At 38.6% G+C, this 18697-nt stretch carries 10 protein-coding genes and 2 pseudogenes; 1 reads left to right on the plus strand and 11 read right to left on the minus strand.

Features of this window, described 5'->3' with window-relative positions:
• Positions 1 to 4 precede the first annotated feature (4 nt).
• The 3 genes and pseudogenes from thrA to KCV26_05825 all read right to left on the minus strand — a co-directional run bounded on the left by thrA (position 5) and on the right by KCV26_05825 (position 5160).
• On the minus strand, positions 5 to 2449 hold the full coding sequence (gene thrA / locus KCV26_05815) for a bifunctional aspartate kinase/homoserine dehydrogenase I (protein WZX37892.1): 2445 nt from the start codon (positions 2447 to 2449) through the stop codon (positions 5 to 7).
• Between the two features lie 366 nt (positions 2450 to 2815).
• Positions 2816 to 4519 (minus strand): FAD-dependent oxidoreductase, encoded by a 1704-nt coding sequence (locus KCV26_05820; protein ID WZX37893.1) that lies wholly within the window; start codon positions 4517 to 4519, stop codon positions 2816 to 2818.
• Positions 4520 to 4875: 356 nt separating this feature from the next.
• Positions 4876 to 5160, minus strand: a pseudogene (locus tag KCV26_05825) (hypothetical protein).
• Between the two features lie 303 nt (positions 5161 to 5463).
• On the opposite strand from KCV26_05825, the pseudogene KCV26_05830 reads away from it, so the two are divergent.
• Positions 5464 to 5877 (plus strand): annotated as a pseudogene (locus KCV26_05830) (transposase).
• A 50-nt stretch (positions 5878 to 5927) separates the two neighbouring features.
• Here KCV26_05830 and KCV26_05835 read toward each other — a convergent pair.
• The 8 genes from KCV26_05835 to KCV26_05870 form a co-directional block, all read right to left on the minus strand.
• Entirely contained in the window at positions 5928 to 6179 is a 252-nt protein-coding gene (locus KCV26_05835; GenBank protein ID WZX37894.1) for a hypothetical protein, read from the minus strand.
• A gap of 108 nt (positions 6180 to 6287) precedes the next feature.
• Positions 6288 to 7631 carry an alpha-L-fucosidase gene (locus tag KCV26_05840; GenBank protein WZX37895.1) on the minus strand — a complete coding sequence of 448 codons (1344 nt, stop codon included), beginning with the start codon at positions 7629 to 7631 and terminating at the stop codon, positions 6288 to 6290.
• A gap of 136 nt (positions 7632 to 7767) precedes the next feature.
• The gene (locus KCV26_05845; protein ID WZX37896.1) at positions 7768 to 9207 is read right to left on the minus strand and encodes a carbon starvation protein A; all 1440 of its coding nucleotides are present in this window, start codon (positions 9205 to 9207) and stop codon (positions 7768 to 7770) included.
• Positions 9204 to 10370, minus strand: a complete 1167-nt coding sequence (locus tag KCV26_05850) for a hypothetical protein (GenBank protein ID WZX37897.1) — start codon at positions 10368 to 10370, stop codon at positions 9204 to 9206. Before KCV26_05850 ends, KCV26_05845 begins: the two co-directional genes overlap by 4 nt.
• 49 nt (positions 10371 to 10419) lie before the next feature.
• Complete coding sequence (locus KCV26_05855) at positions 10420 to 11763, minus strand: FAD-dependent oxidoreductase (GenBank protein ID WZX37898.1); 1344 nt, start codon at positions 11761 to 11763, stop codon at positions 10420 to 10422.
• A gap of 656 nt (positions 11764 to 12419) precedes the next feature.
• Positions 12420 to 14123 carry a RagB/SusD family nutrient uptake outer membrane protein gene (locus KCV26_05860; protein WZX37899.1) on the minus strand — a complete coding sequence of 568 codons (1704 nt, stop codon included), beginning with the start codon at positions 14121 to 14123 and terminating at the stop codon, positions 12420 to 12422.
• Between the two features lie 10 nt (positions 14124 to 14133).
• Positions 14134 to 17550 (minus strand): TonB-dependent receptor, encoded by a 3417-nt coding sequence (locus KCV26_05865; GenBank protein ID WZX37900.1) that lies wholly within the window; start codon positions 17548 to 17550, stop codon positions 14134 to 14136.
• 146 nt (positions 17551 to 17696) lie between these two features.
• On the minus strand, positions 17697 to 18671 hold the full coding sequence (locus tag KCV26_05870) for a FecR domain-containing protein (protein WZX37901.1): 975 nt from the start codon (positions 18669 to 18671) through the stop codon (positions 17697 to 17699).
• Positions 18672 to 18697: the final 26 nt, after the last annotated feature.

An 18697-nucleotide genomic window follows, 5' to 3' on the forward strand; every position in this document is an offset into this window, starting at 1 on the left:
TTCTTTATCGTATGTTCGCAATAGAAATAATGTCGGAAAAAACGCCAGCAGCGGTAACGCTTGCCCCTGCACCATAGCCTTTGATGACCATCGGATACTCATTGTAGCGTTCGGTGGTGATCATAATGATGTTGTTGCTACCTTCCAGGTCGTAGAAAGGGTGTCCCTTTTCCACCTCGTGTAAGCCGACTTCGCACAGGCCGTTGTCGTACGTAGCAATAAAGCGGAGCTTTTTCCCTTCTTTATCGAGTTTTTTTCTCCGGTTTTCAAAAGCTTCATCCATTTCGGGGATGGTTGACCAGAACTCATCAAGGGTGCTTTCGAAATACTTTTGCGGGATGAACAGGTGCTTTTGCACATTTTCCTGTTCCACTTGAGCGCCGGCTTCCCGGGAAAGGATTACCAATTTGCGGGTAACATCCAATCCGCTCAGGTCGATACGGGGGTCGGGCTCGGCAAACTGAGCGTCCACCGCCATTTTTATGGCTTTGCTAAAAGGAACATCCTCGCTCAGGGTATTGAAAATAAAGTTCAGTGTCCCCGATAGTACTGCTTGGAGCTTGACGATTTTATCTCCCGAGTTGGTGAGGGAGTTCATCGTGTTGATAATGGGCAATCCCGCCCCTACATTGGTTTCGAAAAGAAATTTTGTTCCGGTTTTTCGGGCGGTCTCCTTCAGGTGATGGTAATTCTTGTAGTCGGACGAGGCTGCAATTTTGTTTGCCGTCACCACTGATATATTTCTGGATATCAGACTTTCATACAATTCTGAAATGGCCTGGCTGGCAGTACAATCCACAAAGACGGAATTGAAGATATTCATTTTGAGTATTTCATCCCGGATCAGTTGAGGTGAACTTTTGACGCCCCTGGACATCAGGTTTTCGAAGTAATTCTCGAGGGAAATCCCGTCGCGCGAGAACAAGGCTTTTCGTCCGTTGGCAATTCCTACAATGTTTATTTTCAGCTTGTTCTGTTCCTCTAAAATGTGCTTTTGCTGCTTAATCTGTGCCAGCAGTTTGCTCCCGACCGTTCCGGTTCCGATAACGAAAAGGTTTAATTCCTGGTAAGGCGACAAGAAGAACGAATCGTGGATGATGTTGAGTGCTTTTTTCAGGTTGGTTTTGGCGATCACGCAGGAAATATTGGTTTCCGATGCACCCTGAGCTAGCGCGACAACGCTGATACCACCCCTTCCCAACGTTCCGAAAAATTTGCCGGCAACCCCCGGCACGTGTTTCATGTTTTGTCCCACTACGGCAATGGTTGCCAGGTCGTATTCGACAATAATCTCGTTGATGCTTCCCCTCTCTATCTCTTTCGCAAATTCTTTGCTGAGTACTTTTTGGGAAAGCGGGGCATCTTGGGTGCGGACTCCGATGGATGTGCTGTTTTCGGAGGATGCTTGGGAGACCAGAAAAACGCTGATGCCGTTATCCGCCAATGCCGTGAATATCCGTTTGTTTACGCCGATAACTCCTACCATGCCGAGTCCCTGTATGGTAATCAGGGCGGTATCGTTGATCGACGAGATGCCTTTGATTATTTTTCCGTTAGGGGTCGGCTTTATATTGCGGATAAGTGTGCCCTCCGAAGCAGGTTTGAAAGTATTCTTTACGCGGATAGGTATGCTTTTGTGGTAGACGGGGAAGATGGTTGGGGGATAGATCACTTTTGCCCCGAAGTTGGAAAGCTCAATGGCCTCCGTAAACGAGAGTTCTTCAATGACGTAAGCCGAGTTGATGATTTTGGGGTCGGCCGTCATGAAGCCATCCACATCCGTCCATATTTCCAGCACAGAAGCGTTAAGTGCAGCAGCGATAATGGCGGCGGTATAGTCCGATCCACCCCGGCCCAGGTTAGTGATATCGTCCGCCTCCTTGCTCGACGAGATAAATCCAGGAACTATAGCCACTTTGGGAAGCGGGTCACTTAAAAATGCCTGCTTGATCAGTTCGTTGGAATACGCGATGTCGGGGATGTGATGGCTGAATTGTTTTGTGGTCTTGATAAACTGAGTGGAATCATAAACTCTAGCCCCGTCGATTATTTTGCTTACGATTAGCGAGGAGAAACGTTCGCCGTAGCTGACGATCTTGTCCGATGTCTTCTGCGACAGGTCTCCGATCAGGTAAACACCCCGCAATATGTTGCGCAGGTCTTCGAACATCGGGTCGATTTTCTGCCTCAGTTCCTTTTGATCGACAGCGGAAACTACCATTTCCCTGATCATCTCCTCGTGTCGGAAGATGATTTCTTCCAATATCGATTGGTAACCCGGGTTTGCATTTAACGCAAAATCTGCTGCCAGTAGAAGACGGTCGGTCACGCCTCCAAGAGCGGAGACCACAACAATCACAGGCTCTTTTTCAGCTTCTATGATGTTTTTAACCAAAAGCATACTTTCGGGAGTCCCTGCGGATGTCCCTCCAAATTTCATAACTTTCATGTGTATGAATATATTTTTACCGTTGTGAACGGTTTTTTTAATGAAACAAAAAAAAGTAGGATGGCATGTGGCAAACCGGTTGATTTGCATGTGGCAAACAGCGTTGCCGTGTGGATGTAAAATATTATATAACCCCCCAGGGGGTCATAGTCATAGTGAAGGGAGTCGTGTATGTTGAATGTGAAAAAATCATCGCAACGTCTAAATATATTGCAAAGATAAAGGAATAATTTAAGAAAATGATAAAAATGCTGAAAAAATGGAGGTTAAACAATAAAAATAAAACCGGCTACCAGGAAGACCAGGAAAATCAGAAAAGTAATCGTTTTTTACGGATAGAGATGTAAGCTGTTATATAAGTTGTTACTATTCAATTTCAAGTATAAGCTTGTCGTTCAGTAATTTTTCTTTTAACAGTGTGTAATCAATATCCTGTACCGCCTTCCTTTGGTCTATTGCTTGGCATGCAGCCGTTGCTGCGGATTGCCCCAGTACCATAAATACGGGTTCCATACGAATAGACCCAAACGCAATATGGGTTGCGCTTAAGCACACGGGCACCAGCAGGTTTTCGCATTCATCTTTTTTAGGAACGATTGATCGATAGCTTATCGGATAAGGATTAGGGACATGCGCTTCCACGTTCCCTTCGTTCTGCACAAAACCGTTGGCATCGACATGTCGTTTTACGTGGTGCGAATCCATACCGTAAGCTCCCATACCCACAGGATCTTCAACGACCTCTATTCGTTCGCAATTTTTCTGCGTCATAACATATTCGCTTTTCATGCGGCGGGCCTCCCGGATATAAAGCTGTTCTTGCCAGCCGTTGCTTCCCTTTTCATATTCATCCTTACAGGTACCCCACTTTGATACTGCGTCTCTTACTTTTTGAGGAATCCGGGGATGATAAGCCAATGTCCACATTAGACCTTGCTGATAGTCGCGATGAGCCTGAACGATTTTTTCCCTCTCTTCATAACTTGCTTCGGGATAATCATAATTCTGTCCAATAAAATCGGTTGAAAATCCTTTTTGATTGTTTGTGTCCGTCTTCCTGTTGGGCATGGGCGAATTTATCCAGGGAACCAGTTTGTCGCCGTAAGTATACATTTCTTCAATCGGGCCGGTTGCTGCTTCGTAATTTCTGAAAAGGAGTTCGTAGTTTATCTCCTTGTAGTTATCCGGTTTTTTGAAAGGAATCCTGTTCTCTGGGTGATCCGTTAGCGTCATCCGAAAACAGTATGCCTGGATGCCTTTGTCTCCTTGCCCATCGATCCCCGGTTTTCCTCCTTCAACGATGTAGGGTAACAAACCACTGCTTGGGTCGCCTTTAACCACGTAAGGATCTACTGCATCGATAAAATTATGGTTATGGGCGTTTCTGGAAAGCGTCCATTTTAAAGTCCTGTTTATTCTGTTTGCCTGAATACCGTTCAACGTTTCTCCATATTCGTTATTTGATTCTCGGCCAACGCTGTACGATACTTTGGCTGCTGCCATTAAGTCGCCCTCATAGGTTGCGTCGATAAACATTTTCCCGGTATACCTTTTGCCATTCTCCATTTCAATGGAGACAATTCGGCCTTCTTTCTTGATTACTCCGGTTTCCCTGTTTAATCTTTCACCGTACACGATATCGACTTTTTCATGAGAGAGCATTTGATGATACACCTTCAAGGCTGCGGAAGGTTCAAATGTCCACATGGCATCTTCACCTTTTTCGGTTCTTGTTTGCCCTTCGTCTACATAATCACTTCTTTCTTGCCATTTCCAGTTTTCAGGAATTTGGTAGTACTTGCCAATATTTTGGTAAAACTCTCTGGAGATTCCGCCCACCACGTGCTTGTTTCCGATATCCGTTTGACCCAGTCCTCCTGTAGTCAGCCCTCCGAGTCTTTTACCCGGTTCGATAAGTACGACCGATTTGCCCATTCTTGAAGATTGAATAGCGGAGGCTATGCCTGCGGATGTGCCGCCATAAACAACAACATCGTAACTTTTTGTTTTTTGGCCAAAAGAGGTTACAATAAAAAAAGCGAGAATAATGTTTGTCAATAATAATCTCATAGTCTGTTTTTTTTGAAGTTATTCTCATCCAAGATGATTGTGTTAATCCTGGGTTTATCTGTTTTTCAATTCCCGAATATAATTTTCAGTGAAATGACGGAGCGTTATGTGATCGGTTATGTCGTTTTGCGAGCATAGTTTTTCGCTGTGATTTTATAGTTCAAATGTATATAGACTTGCAGATATAATCAAGAAAAATTGATTAATTTTTACTGTATACTAACTTTAGGTATTGAAATGGGATATTTATTGTATGGATACTGCTAAGAATGACGAAGAATCATTTTATTGACTTGGAGCCAATAAAACTAATAGAAAGATTTTGTTAAAACCTACATTGTTTTTAAAGCTATTCTTTAGTCGTCTGTTTTATTTCTTGTATAAAATAGGAAGGTCGAAAACACGAGGGCTGTGACAGCGAATCCTGTAGCGTATGAGACAGGTTTTGAAAGGGCAAGCCCTTCGGGGGCAAGCATGATGTATGTTGTCACCACGGCTGTCATGAACAGGGCCGGGAGCAGGGTTATCCAATACGCTTTTCTTTTCTGGAACAGGTATACGGTGATGGCCCATAGAACGAGAGTGGCTAATATCTGGTTAGACTAGGCAAAATAGCGCCAGACTACTTCTGATACTACCACTTACATCGACCGTCTTGAGCAGTGTAAATCCCTTTATGACCTCTACCTGAGAGAATTCATTGCCAATACCGGTTATGGCAGCGAGGAGAACTATCTTTACGCGCAAGAAAAAGGAATCAACTCCTTTATCAAATTCAACTACTTCTACAAGGAGCAATCCAGCAAATGAATGATCCTTTCCGTTCTTCCAACTTTTATTACAACGAGAAGCAAGATTACTTTTATTGCTCCATGGGACAACCCATACGCCTGATCTATATACAAAGGCAGAAAACCAAAACAAGTTTCACATAAGAAGTCCACCATTATAAGGCGACGCGTTGCCCGGGATGTACTTTAAGGTCTCTTTATCATAAATTCAAAAATGACCAGGTGATACGAGCCAATCACAGACTAAGCAAGTTAAAGGTCAAAGAAAAAGTGAAGTTACTCTCGGAAGAGGAGGTGATGCATCGAAGTCAAAGGTTTCAGGATGTTGAGGCCACCTTCGGTATACTGAAAAATAACAAATACTTCAAGCGGTTTCTTTGCAGAGGCAAGGATACCCCAGAAGTGGAGTTTGGTTTGCTCTTGAGTGCCTATAACTGGCAAAAATGGCATCGTAAGGTCTTGAATGGGCTGTTTTTTTTTTTGGAGGCCTTTTATTCTCCAAATAGCCGAAAGAATGGAAATTTACATTTGAAAAATAGAAAAAATCGATTCTTGATGAAAAAGTAAGATAGAAAAAAAGCCGTCTCATGGTTTATTATGAGACGACCTCCAAGAAACTAACTTATCTGTGAATAAAAACTGTCCAAGGAAGAGGAGAAGTTTATATAACTTTTTCCTGATAGCTGAAGCAACTTATATTTATAGAGCAACCTGTCTCGAATGACCGTTACAGGGGCTTTATCGTAAGGTGGCCTTAGGCACTCCGCCGGAGATATATTGGTGGTAATGATGAATGATGTTGATTCGTACACGCTGTTTATAGAGTCGAAGAGAAGATAACTCTTTTCCCTGCTTACCGAGATGTTCATCAAGTCCTCTATCACAATTACCTATGCAGCACGAAGATTTTTATTCTCTTTTTGCTAACATTAAATACCGATAATTAAACAGACAAATCCTATCTAATTTAATGCGACCTATTCTAAAACTAATTCGACAACTGGAACTTTATAAGGGGGTTTTTGGATCGATAATTGAAGAATCAAAGTGTCATTATTTTGTTGAAACTTTACCTCAGAATAATCGTTTAACATTTGTGCATATTTAATTTTCTCTTCGTATCCTTTTAACTCAATTTTACCTCCTGAAGGAAAATCGAATAGATGGAGATATAATTTTCTTTCTTTTGGATTAAAAGTAAGGCGAACATTCATGTTTTCTGGAAGAGCATATTTATCAGGAGCATAAGTGCAATTGTAAATAGATGAGCTATTCGCATGCATCCAGTACCCAATCTTTTCTAAGGCATCTACTGCTCTATGATCGAATTCTCCTTTTGCCGTTGGACCAACATTTAAAAGCAAGTTTCCACCATTTGCAGTCGAAGTTATCAGAAGGTCTAACAATTGTTCTTCCGACTTCCATGATGTTTCATCTCGATGATATCCCCACGAACCGGAGAAAGTTTGACATGTTTCCCAGTATTTTCCCCTATAATTTTTCAACTCTGCAGAGGAGACCTGTTCAGGAGTCTCAAAATCATAACCGTCCAAATAATCGTTCAGGTCGGCGCGGTTGTTTATAATGATTCCTGGTTGTAATTTTCGAGCCATTTTAATTAATTCAATTGCATCCCAGTCATCCCTGCCTTTTCCGTTATCACCCGGATAAGAAAAATCAAGCCATAAGATATCGATTTTCCCATAATTAGTGAGTATTTCCCTTATTTGATTATGCAAATAGGTGCGATATCGGGCCATATCTTTTCCGACATTTAATGCATTGTACTCTTCGGTAGAAGAAACTCGCTGTGGGTGTACTCTGTCAATAGTAAAATCGGGATGATGCCAATCGATAAGAGAATAATAAAAACCCACTTTCAGTCCTTCAGCTCTAAAAGCATCTACAAACTCTTGTGCCAAATCTCTTTTGACCTTTGTGTTTGTGGCTTTATAGTCCGTATATTTAGAATCGAATAGACAAAATCCCTCATGATGTTTTGTAGTTAATACCGCATATTTCATGCCGGCCTTTTTTGCTTCTTTTGCCCATTTTATGGGGTCATAGTTTACTGGATTAAATTCTTCAAAATATTTCTGATATTGTTCGCTAGTAAGTCTTTCATTATGTTTCACCCACTCATGTCGTGCGGGAAGGGCATATAATCCCCAATGAATAAACATTCCAAAGCGAGCATCAGTCCACCACTGCATACGTTCCTTTTTTTGAGCTGGGGTTTCTTTCCCAATTTGTTTTTCTTGAGAAAATACAGTGCTTGCTGAAAGCAGAATTGCGAAAATTAAAACAATTGTCTTTTTCATTTTTTATATTTTTCTAAATTAATATATGTTTTAAAAATTTGATTGTCTTAGTTCATATAGGATTTCGATATAAAGAATTATTAGTAAATAAGTTAACTCAGGAATAAACAGATTCCATTTGAATCGGACATTCTTTTTAAAGGTGTTGTTTTATTTTTGTAAATTTTCTTGTATAAAACAGAAAGGTCGAAAACACGAGGGCTGTGACAGCGAATCCTGTAGCGTATGAGACAGGTTTTGAAAGGGCAAGCCCTTCGGGGGCAAGCATGATGTATGTTGTCACCACGGCTGTCATGAACAGGGCCGGGAGCAGGGTTATCCAATACGGTTTTCTTTTCCGGAAGAGGTATACGGTGATGGTCCAGAGAACAACCGTGGCTAATGTCTGGTTAGACCAGGCAAAATAGCGCCAGACCACGTCGAAGTTTATTTTAGTAAGCAAGAACCCCACGGCGAAGAGAGGAATCGTAATTACCAGCCTGTTCCTTATCGGTTTTTGATTGAACCTCAGCAGGTCGCCAACGGTAAGCCTGGCGCTCCTGAAAGCGGTGTCGCCTGAAGTGATCGGAGCCGCCACCACCCCCAGTATGGCCAGTATCGCCCCAAATTTTCCCAGCAGGGAGTTGGAGATTTCATTCACCACCCATGCGGCATTCCCTTTTTGCGCCACCATCACCTCGCCCAGCTCCCGGACACCTCCGAAGAAGCTCATGCTGATTGCCGCCCAGATAAGGGCCACGACCCCCTCAATAACCATTGCCCCGTAAAATACTTTTCGTCCCTCTTTTTCATTTTTCATGCAACGGGCCATCAGGGGTGACTGTGTGGCATGGAAACCGGATATGGCACCGCAGGCTATGGTGATAAACAACATGGGGAAGATGGGGAATTTTGCCTTGTCATAATGAAAGTTCTGCCAATTTTCGGAGGTCAGCTCCGGGATGGCATACCCTTTAATTATTAGGGCGAAAATCAGGCTGACAGCCATAAAAAGCAAAGCAAAGCCAAAGAGGGGATAAATCTTTCCTATGATTTTATCAATGGGCAGCAGGGTTGCCAAAATATAATAGATAAAGATCACCCAGACCCAAAATCTAAAATCCAAAGTGGCTGGTGTCAAATTTGCGAGAATACCGGCAGGGCCTGAAATAAAAACTACCCCCACAAGCACCAAGAGCACTATGGTGAAGATTCTCATTAACTGCTTTGTTATATTCCCCAGATAGATGCCGATGACTTCAGTTATGCTCAGCCCGTTGTGCCTGACAGAGAGCATTCCCGAGAAATAGTCGTGCACGGCTCCCGCAAACACGGTTCCCAGGACGATCCAGACGAATGCGACCGGTCCCCAGAGAGCGCCGGCGATTGCGCCGAAGATTGGGCCCAACCCGGCAATATTCAGGAATTGGATAAGTAGAACTCGCCACCAGGGCATTGGGACAAAGTCAACCCCGTCACTCATGGATACAGCCGGGGTAGGCCTGTTCGGGTCAACCTCCATCATCCGTTCCAGGTATTTGGAATAAAAGATATAACCGGCTAACAGGATGGCCAGGGACAAAATAAATGTGATCATCTGATACTCTTTAAAAAGTTTTTAGTGAGATTGGCGGTGTAGGGATCTGAATGTTTTGATAATTGAACCAACCGATTTTCTATTTCAGGGTTGTCAAGGATATTTTTGTTGGTAACCATCTGTTTTGAAATAATTTTATAAATTTGATTTAAACCACCGACGCTTATTTTTCCAGTCATGTATTTATCGATTAAAAGGACAATAGCATCAGGGGATATATTGTCAACCAGTTGCATTTTATAAATTATTTCGTATTTTGTTTCCGGCAGGGAATTATCCATTAACTCAATAAATCTAAGTTGATTCTCTGAATTACTTAAATACTGAGGAGTTATTACGGAAAGTGCTTTTTCAGAAATATTCTTGTTTTGGGAAGCAACCAGGGGGAGTAACTGGGAGTCAAATTCGATGAAAAACGAATTATTTCGTCTAATTATCTCAAGGGCAAATAGTTCCTGATTCTCACTTCCATTCAGTAATTTGTTAATATACTTAGTGTCAATCCTCTCTTTCAATATATCATCTATATACACTTTTGTTTCACCATGCACCGTATGCCATAATGTGTAACATGTGAATACGGCATCTTTAATCACATATTCTTTCAATGATGGCAATGTAGCACTTGAGTAGCCGTCCACTTCAAATAAATTCTTTTCAGTTCTATCATCGATGTTGAGCTGAGGCTTATCTTCAATAACCAGATCCTCGTATTGAAGTTCCTTTAAAATGGAAACTGTATCACTCAATATTTCGTCCAACCGGATATAATCCTGTGGTTCGAAAGGAGTGTGATCGGATTTTGTTAATGGCTCTCTTTCATCTAATTGTATGCCTAAATAATTCCCGACACCATCCCAAAATACCCACAATTTTACCATCCGGCATATTCCTGTTACACAGATATCTTTATAAAAATACCGGCCAAACCAGATGGTCAGTCCGTTTTTATCCTGTAATTCTACTATTTTGTTATCAGACAGACTATCACTGGAATTTTTTATCACATGAGAAACAGTGATTCCTTTCATATTGAGAAAATCTTTTGAAGGGAAAGCTGTTTTAAGGGAATCACCGGGAGAATAATTATATCCGCCTAAGAATAAAGAAACAAAAATGAGTATGGCTAATTTGATGGTTGCTAACTTAAAATTTATTTCCAACGAACTCGTTTTTATGTAGTTTGAAAATATGAGAAAAATTTGACATCTCTCATCTTCGAATTGATTTTAATGCTTCAGATACACTAATCCATGTAACCTCGTGAGGCATCTTGTTACTTAGAGAAGCAATAGCTGTTACTACACCAGCTGCTTCACCCATTGCAACTGCATTTCCGGTAACTCTGTAACTTGCATGTGCAAAAAAATCACCACTTATACATCTACCAGCCATCATGAGTCCATCAACATCTTGTGCGATCAAAGAACGTAGTGGAATATCATATGGCTTAACATTGATTCCATCAGTTGTATAGCCTGCTTTGTTGTAGTCTAATGAGTGAATATCAACCATATATGTTGCACGACAAATAGCATCTTCAAACCTTGCTCCTGAAATCATATCTTCTTTGTTAATTGTATAAATGCCTTTAATTCGTCTCCCTTCTCTAATTCCAATCTGACTTCCAGTTGCCACTAATCTCATATTTTCCCAAATTCCATGCAAGCTACGTAATCCATTTACGATTTTATTCACTTCTGATCTAGCTTGAATCGTGGCATCTGAAAGTTGTTGTGCATTATTTGGTGAGACATTATATTCATGGTTTGCCATTATTGCAATCAGGTCAGATCTAATTGCAAAAAATGTAGGTATTCCGTATGATGGAGAAAATCCGAGTTTTTCAATTTCTTTTCTCAAATTTATTTTATTATCTGAACTTGATGCATTTCCATTAATGAATTTCTCTTTTATTAGATCTTCTTTATTAATTCCCATAACAATGGCCATCAAGGATAGGGGTTGTGTTTTTCCAGTAACAGGATGACCTAAGTCAAAATTACAACCTGAAAGGGCTGACAAATCACCGTTTCCTGTAGCATCTACAAAACATTTAGCTTTCCAGATTTCACGTCCTGAATTACTTTCAGTAATCACCGCACTAATACGTCTTCCTTTTATTATAGACGATACTATTCTAGTATAAAGACGAACATGAACACCAGCTTCGGCACACATTTGCTCTAACACTAATTTCATTGCTTCAGCATCGTATATGCTGTTTTGTAATTGAGCTTTAGTTGAATCTAGTCGCTTTAATATTTCCGCCATGATACCTAATTTACCATTGTGATCAATGATATTACTTAGCATGCCTGTAGTCCAAACTCCTCCTAAACATCCATATAACTCGATAAGACAAGTTTTCGCACCACTTCTAGCAGCACTAACTGCCGCTGCAATTCCTGCTGGTCCACCCCCGCAGACAATAACGTCAAAAAAATCATTTACAGTTTTTCCTTCCCTAGTAGGTTGATAAACATGAGGCTTAATTGTTGAACAGGATGTAAAAGCTGTTAAAGCGCCAAATTTTATAAAATTTCTTCTTTTCATATGTAAAACTTTATTTTATTAATATTTGCGTGGATACTTAGATCCGATTGATTTCAAATTGTTTATAATTTAATTCTTTGACATTTTTGTAAACGCTTTTGAATCATGTACTGTCGTTTCTGTAATATGGAAGAATGTAGGAATCTGTGTTTACATCGTATAATGTATTCACATTGACACCAGTTTTTTGCTGAATTCAACCCATCAATCAGTTCACAGCAGGACACAAATCAATGATTGTTGAATCTAAGCAATATACTTCCATCGAGTTTGAAGACGTCAGTGACGCGCTTCTGCCTATTCCTAAATAGTTGCACTTGAAATTATGAGCATCAAGCACAAAAAAAATTATTCAGACTTTTTCGATCAGATAATTGGCCAAACATCATAGCAAGCATCTGATTTCAACAAATGGAATGCTTCATATAATTATTGCCATCATACTTTCTATCGACGTTATTGGGTTTATTACTATCTAAGAGAGTTACGAGTTAAATTAAAACGAATTTATTGTTGTGTATTTGTATCCTGCTTAGGACCGCAAAGTTGAGAATTCAACTTCGTTTATTTGGAAATACTATTCAAGTGTATAAATTGCAATTATATAAGATACGTTTTTGGATTTTACTAAAATACATATGATATGCTTTTATCTATTAATAACCAGGATTTTGGTTCATGTTTCTATTTATTAATATTTCTTTTGATGGAATTGGCCATAAATATTGTCGACTTGCATCAAAACTTCTTTGCGATAACATTCTAACTAACCCTTCTGAATACATCTTAGTAAAATCAACAATTCCATCCTCATCAATGCTGGGTGTTTCTGGGAAAAACCAGAGATTTGACTTAACAATCTTTTCTCGTAAATCATGAACATCTAACATTCCATAATTCTTGTTTGTTAAAGCCTTTTCTGCCAGACGCCAACGAATAAGATCCATATATCTTAATCCTTCATTTGTAAATTCAACTCTTCTTTCTAGTCTTACTTTTTTTCTTAGATAATTTTGGTCATTAGAATTTATAGCAGGATATTCAGTTATAGCAGAAACAGCAACCCCGTAAGCTCTTGCTCTAACTTGATTAATAGCATTTAACACTGATGGATCTATTTCTCCTAGCTCAATCTTTGCTTCGGCATACATTAATAATACATCTGCATAACGAATATAAATAAAGTCTGGATCAGTTATTAAATCCAGCCAATCTTCGTCAATACCTTTCTTGAAAAGAAGCCCGTTATAGCTTGCCCACTGTATAGTACCTCTTGAGTCATTATTTTTCACATACATTCCTGTGTTTAAATTTAATACATTTAAAGAATCTGGATGAGGGTCATAAATATAGCCTAAATGTGAGCTCCCGAATTCAACTATGGTAGCAGTACACCTTGGATCACGGTTTTGAAACGGTTTTCGAGGATTAAATAATGGTGATTCATCTATGGGAAGTCCGTCGATACACTCAAACGAACAAAATAAGTCCCAAGTTGGGTTGTAATAAGAAGTACCTCCTACATTCCGTGATCGCATTCTGTTAACGATTCCATTTGTGCCAGTACTATAAATGAGTCCTAATTCTATAGACCTAGGAAAAACAAAAATAGCTTCATTTGAATTCTTAGTTTTCGATAAAAATAAATCGTTAAAACTTGGATGTAAACTATAAATATTTAAATCAATACAACTTTTCGCAGCATCCTTAGCTGTATTCCAGTCTTGCATATATAATGCTATGCGTGCCTTTAATGCCAAAGCAGCTCCTTTTGTTGCTCTCTGAAGTTCATCATCTCCATAGCTTAGAGGTAAATTTTCAATTGCGTAATCAAAATCAATATAAATTTCTTGTAAAATCTTATCTTTATTTGCTCTTGACATTGAAAATGCTTCACTAATGTCAATAAGAGGCTCTTTATAAAATACAACATCTCCAAAATAACTTATTAATATTGAATATTGAGCAGCTCTTACAAAACGTGCTTCGGCTGTATATTGTATTATTCTATTTTCTGGAATATTTTTCGCCTCGTCTAGATTTGCTAATAATGTATTTGCACGGGATATAACTCTATAACAGTTGGTCCATAAGTTTGAAGAGATATTCCAGTCACTACTGATTGTTCCTGCAACAATAGGGCTTAAATCAGTTCTGGTATACCAGTCATCAGTATATTCTTCAGTATTTAAATACCAATTGTCAATATTATATAAATTATTTAAAGACATCGTTATCTCAACTTCATTAGAATACCAATTTTCTGAAGATCCTTCAGCTAATGGATTTAAGTCTAATTCGACGCAAGAAGAGATAAATGTTATAGCAAACAACAATGTTATTTTTTTAAATGTTTTCATAGTTCACGAATTAATAAATTAATGAAATTCCAAAATGGAATGAAGATGTAATTGGATAATATCCTACTGCTGAACTTTCAGGATCCCAGCCTTTAGGGTACTTGTCAATAGAAAATAAATCAAATCCAGAGACATAAAAACGACATTTTTGCATGTTGATCTTTTCGAGAAAACTTTTAGGTAAATTATAGCCAAAAGTTAGATTTTGAAGTCTTAAATATCTGCCATTAAACATAAAATGATTGCTTGTAGTGTAGTTTGATGATGAAGTTCTAGAAGAGAGTTTCGGATGATGAACTAAATTATTTTGTTCTTCAGAATTGTATTTACTCCAATAATCACCGTCTACAAACAGAGGAATATTTTGCCAACCGCCTCCAAGTGGTTGTCCCATAGAAGTGTTCAAAACATTTTGTTTTCCAACTCCTTGTAAATATACAGACATGTCAAAATTCTTATATTCCATGTTTAGTGAACTGCCAAAAATATATCGAGGTAGAGAGCCACCAAGTAATACTCTATCATAATCTGAAGAAATGTTACCATCAGGAACACCTTTAGGACCACTCACATCTAAAAATTTGATATCTCCCACTCCTATAGCGCTGTTAACCTTAGGATATTTGTCAAGTTCTTCCTGAGTCAAAAATAATCCATCCGATAAATAACCATACCATTCGTCGAATTCACTTCCTTTCTTCCTAATTTTTGAACCAATAAATTCAGTTCCACCAAGGTCTCCCATTATTGATTTAAAGTCAGAAATATTAATGGATGCAGAATATTTAAATTCTTCAATTTTGTCATTCCATGTTAGCTGCAATTCATATCCTTCAGTATACATTTTACCTGTATTCTGTTGTGGATTATCAAATCCCATGTATTTAGGTATTTCAAGTGCAAGTAGCATATCATGAGTTGTTTTTTTATAAATATTCCCTATGAATTGCAGCTTATTATTAAATAAATTTATATCTATGCCGGCGTTCCATGATTCAGTATTTTCCCATGAGATATTTTTAATAGCATAATTTACTTGAGCCGCAGTCTTCACTCCCATTGCATTTCCTCCGTAATACATTACAGCATCACCAAAAGAAATTTTTGACTGATAAGGATAGTAGCCTATTCTTTCATTACCTAGTAATCCCAATGATCCTCTCAACTTTATAAATGAAATAATTGAGTTTGATTTAAAAAAAGACTCTTGAGAAATCACCCACGCAAGAGCAATAGAAGGAAATGTTGCCCATCGATTATTTTTATGGAATCTTGATGAACCATCTGTCCTAAGATTAGCTTGAAAATAGTATTTAAATAGGTAATTATAGTCCAACCGTCCAAAATAAGATATGTATGAGTTTTCATAAGCATTTCCGTTGTTGAATTGATAATTTTCATCACCAATACTTAGGTATGGATAATTATTTAAGTCGAATCTTGTTCTTGAAGCTGACAGATTCTCATTTTTAAAGGAATAATCTTCATATCCGGCCAATAAATTGAAATTATGTTTTTCATCAATAGAATTTACATAATTAATCAAAAATTGTTTTGTTACTTGCAAAGCATCATTTCGATTTTCGTATAATTGGGTTTGTGTCCGTCCATATAGAAATACATCGAATCTTGAAGGATCATCCATTGTGTAAGCTGACACTGTTGGCAGAAAACTTTTCTGTTTTAAATGTGTAAGTGTTGGTGAAATTACAGCTGTGAGAGTCAATTCTTCAATTGGTTTAAAGTCGATAGAAGCTTTTGCTCCAAGTCTACTATTTATACTATTGTTAAAGCCTCCATATTTCATTAAGCCGTATGGATTTTCAGATGCTTTTCCTCCAGCAACCCGTCCATCTGACCATTCAGCAGGATATATTGAAGGCATCATTCGTGCTTCATATATCGGATCGTATGATGCATCATTACTGTTATTCCTTGTATAATAAACATTAATATTTGTTTTCAAAGAGTTTGAAAAATCGATAAGATTATTAATTCTTGCAGTATAGCGTTCATTATAGCCATTATCGAAATTATATAATAATCCATTTTTTTCATAATTAAAAGAGCCAACAGTGAAAATTCCCTTTTTCCCAATGTTAAAATTGAAATTATGTTTTAGTCTTTGTGCGCTATTGGCAAAAATTAGTTTTTGCCAATCTGTATTAGGATACAAATTTGGATTTTCCTGGTTAAGTTTTGTGTAATTTTCTATTAAGTTTTGTGAGTAGATTGGAAATTCATTTGTATTATTATTGTTATCATTCCATGCTAATTCATTTGCCATTTCCATATAACGAACTGCACTTGTGAATTCGGGCAATTGTGATGGTTTTAATATTCCATACTCAAAATTATAACTAAATTCAGAAACATCTTGCCTACCTTTTTTTGTAGCTATTAATATGACACCTGCGGCAGCCCTGGATCCATAAATTGAAGCAGAAGCGGCATCTTTTAGTACAGAGATACTTTCTATATCATTTGGGTTAATATCGTCAATACTCATTCCAGATACACCATCAATAATGACAAGAGGATTACTATCACCAATTGTGGTAATTCCGCGAATTCGTATAGAAGCTGATCTATCAATTCTACCTCCTGATCTGGTGACCATTACTCCAGGTGAAGCACCTTGTAGAGCTTGAGAAACATTTGAAACTCCTCTATTAACGAGTTCGTCACCTTTAACTGTTGCAATAGCCCCTGTTAAATCTCGTTTACTTTGTGTCCCATATCCTACAACTACTACTTCATCCAACAATTCTACATCAGTATCCAATACAACACTTATTGTATTTCTTCCTGCTGTACTTGCTTCTTGAGGTTTCATTCCCACGTAAGTAATTTGTAATACAGCGTTTTCCGGTAAATTGGACAAAATAAAATTCCCATCAATATCTGTAACTGTACCTTGCGAAGGGTTATCTTTTACAACAATTGTCGCTCCAATAACGGGCTCTCCGTTTGAATCGGTAACGGTACCCCTCACGGTTTTTCCTTGCTGTTGAAGAGTTTGAGTTAAATTTGTAAGAATACTAGCGGTTTCTTCAGCCTTTTTCGAGAGAACAATATAGTTTTTCTCAAAATCGTAACCGATATCTGTGCCGCTGAATGTCTGGTTCAGGTATTCGGATACTTTGTCCGATTTGTTTTTTAGGCTTACTGTGCGCGAGGTGTTTACTTCGCGGTTGCTGTAAACGACCAGATAGTCCGTCTGTTTTTCAATTTCACTGATCAGCTGACTTACGGTTACAGAGTTAGATTTCAGTTCAATTATTGCATCCTGTGCGTTTGTATTTGTTGCCATCAGTTGAAGAGTGAAGGCAAACAATAGAAATAAGCAGATTTTCATGATGTTAAATAAATCTTTAAAGTCACTTTTTTTTATTAAAAAGTGATCGGATGAAGTGTTTATTTTCATATATTTGTGTGTTTAAAGTGAATAACTTAGATTTGACCTCTTTGTGTTTGCTTTATTTTAGCGATAGGTGTTGGCGCACTTATCGCTTTTTCTATCTTTCGTGCTTTATCATAGGCATATGTGTTTTTAAAGATTAATAATTAATTCTATTTTGTGATTGTGATAATGTTGTTTTCCGTATCTTTTTGAACATTGAACCTCTGTATTTTCTGAATTATCCTTAAGATCTCGTCGATACCATCGCGTTGGCGAAATTTTCCGGTGTAATGCACGTTGAATATTTCGGGGTCTTTTACTACGATCTTTACATCGTAGTAAAGTTGAAGTTTTTCGATAATATCCAACAGCCGCTCATTTTCAAAGGTATATATCCCGTCTTTCCAAAGGAAATAATCGGAATTTTGAATTTCTCTCAGAAACATTTTTCCGTCTTTCACGACAATCTGTTCTTTGGGTTTCAGGGTCACGCTCGACTTTGGTGATTCTTTGCTGTAAACCATCAGCGAACCTTCTATGAGGTCGGTTTTGATACAGCCGGCTCCGGGATAGCTGTACACATTGAATTGGGTCCCGAGCACTTTCATTTCCATGTTCTGTGTAGAGACAATAAAAGGCTTCCTTGAATTCTCTGCAACATCGAAATATGCTTCTCCGGAGACAGTCACCCGCCTCGATCTCCCGGAAAAACGGGCCGGATAAGTGAGTGTGGATTGTGCGTTCAGCCACACTGAAGTGCCGTCTTGAAGCGTCAGGTGTGCCCGTTGTCCGGCAGGGACAACCAACGTGTTTATCTCCCTGTTACTGCTGTTATCTGTTAGAAGATGTCGGGTGGCGAAAAAAGTGGAGGCAATGAGTATCAGTGCTGCTGCTGCATATTGCACGGCCAGTCGAACAACTTTTTGTCGCTTTTTTGTCTTTAATTGCTGTAGGAATTGTTGATAACTTCTCCTACCTTCCGATTCATTTTTTGAAAATTTGGATAAGTGCGTAAGCGCATATGTGTTTTGCATACGTACAAACTCCTCCCGCAAGAGTTCATTCTTTTCTAACTCATTGAACAATTCGGCGGTGTCGGATTGTCCCAGTTCACCCGAGAAATATTTAGGGAGTTTTTCCTCCATTCTTTTTCTGCTTTATTAATTAACGA

Origin of the sequence: Petrimonas sulfuriphila (assembly GCA_038561985.1) — a bacterium.
GTDB lineage: Bacteria > Bacteroidota > Bacteroidia > Bacteroidales > Dysgonomonadaceae > Petrimonas > Petrimonas sulfuriphila.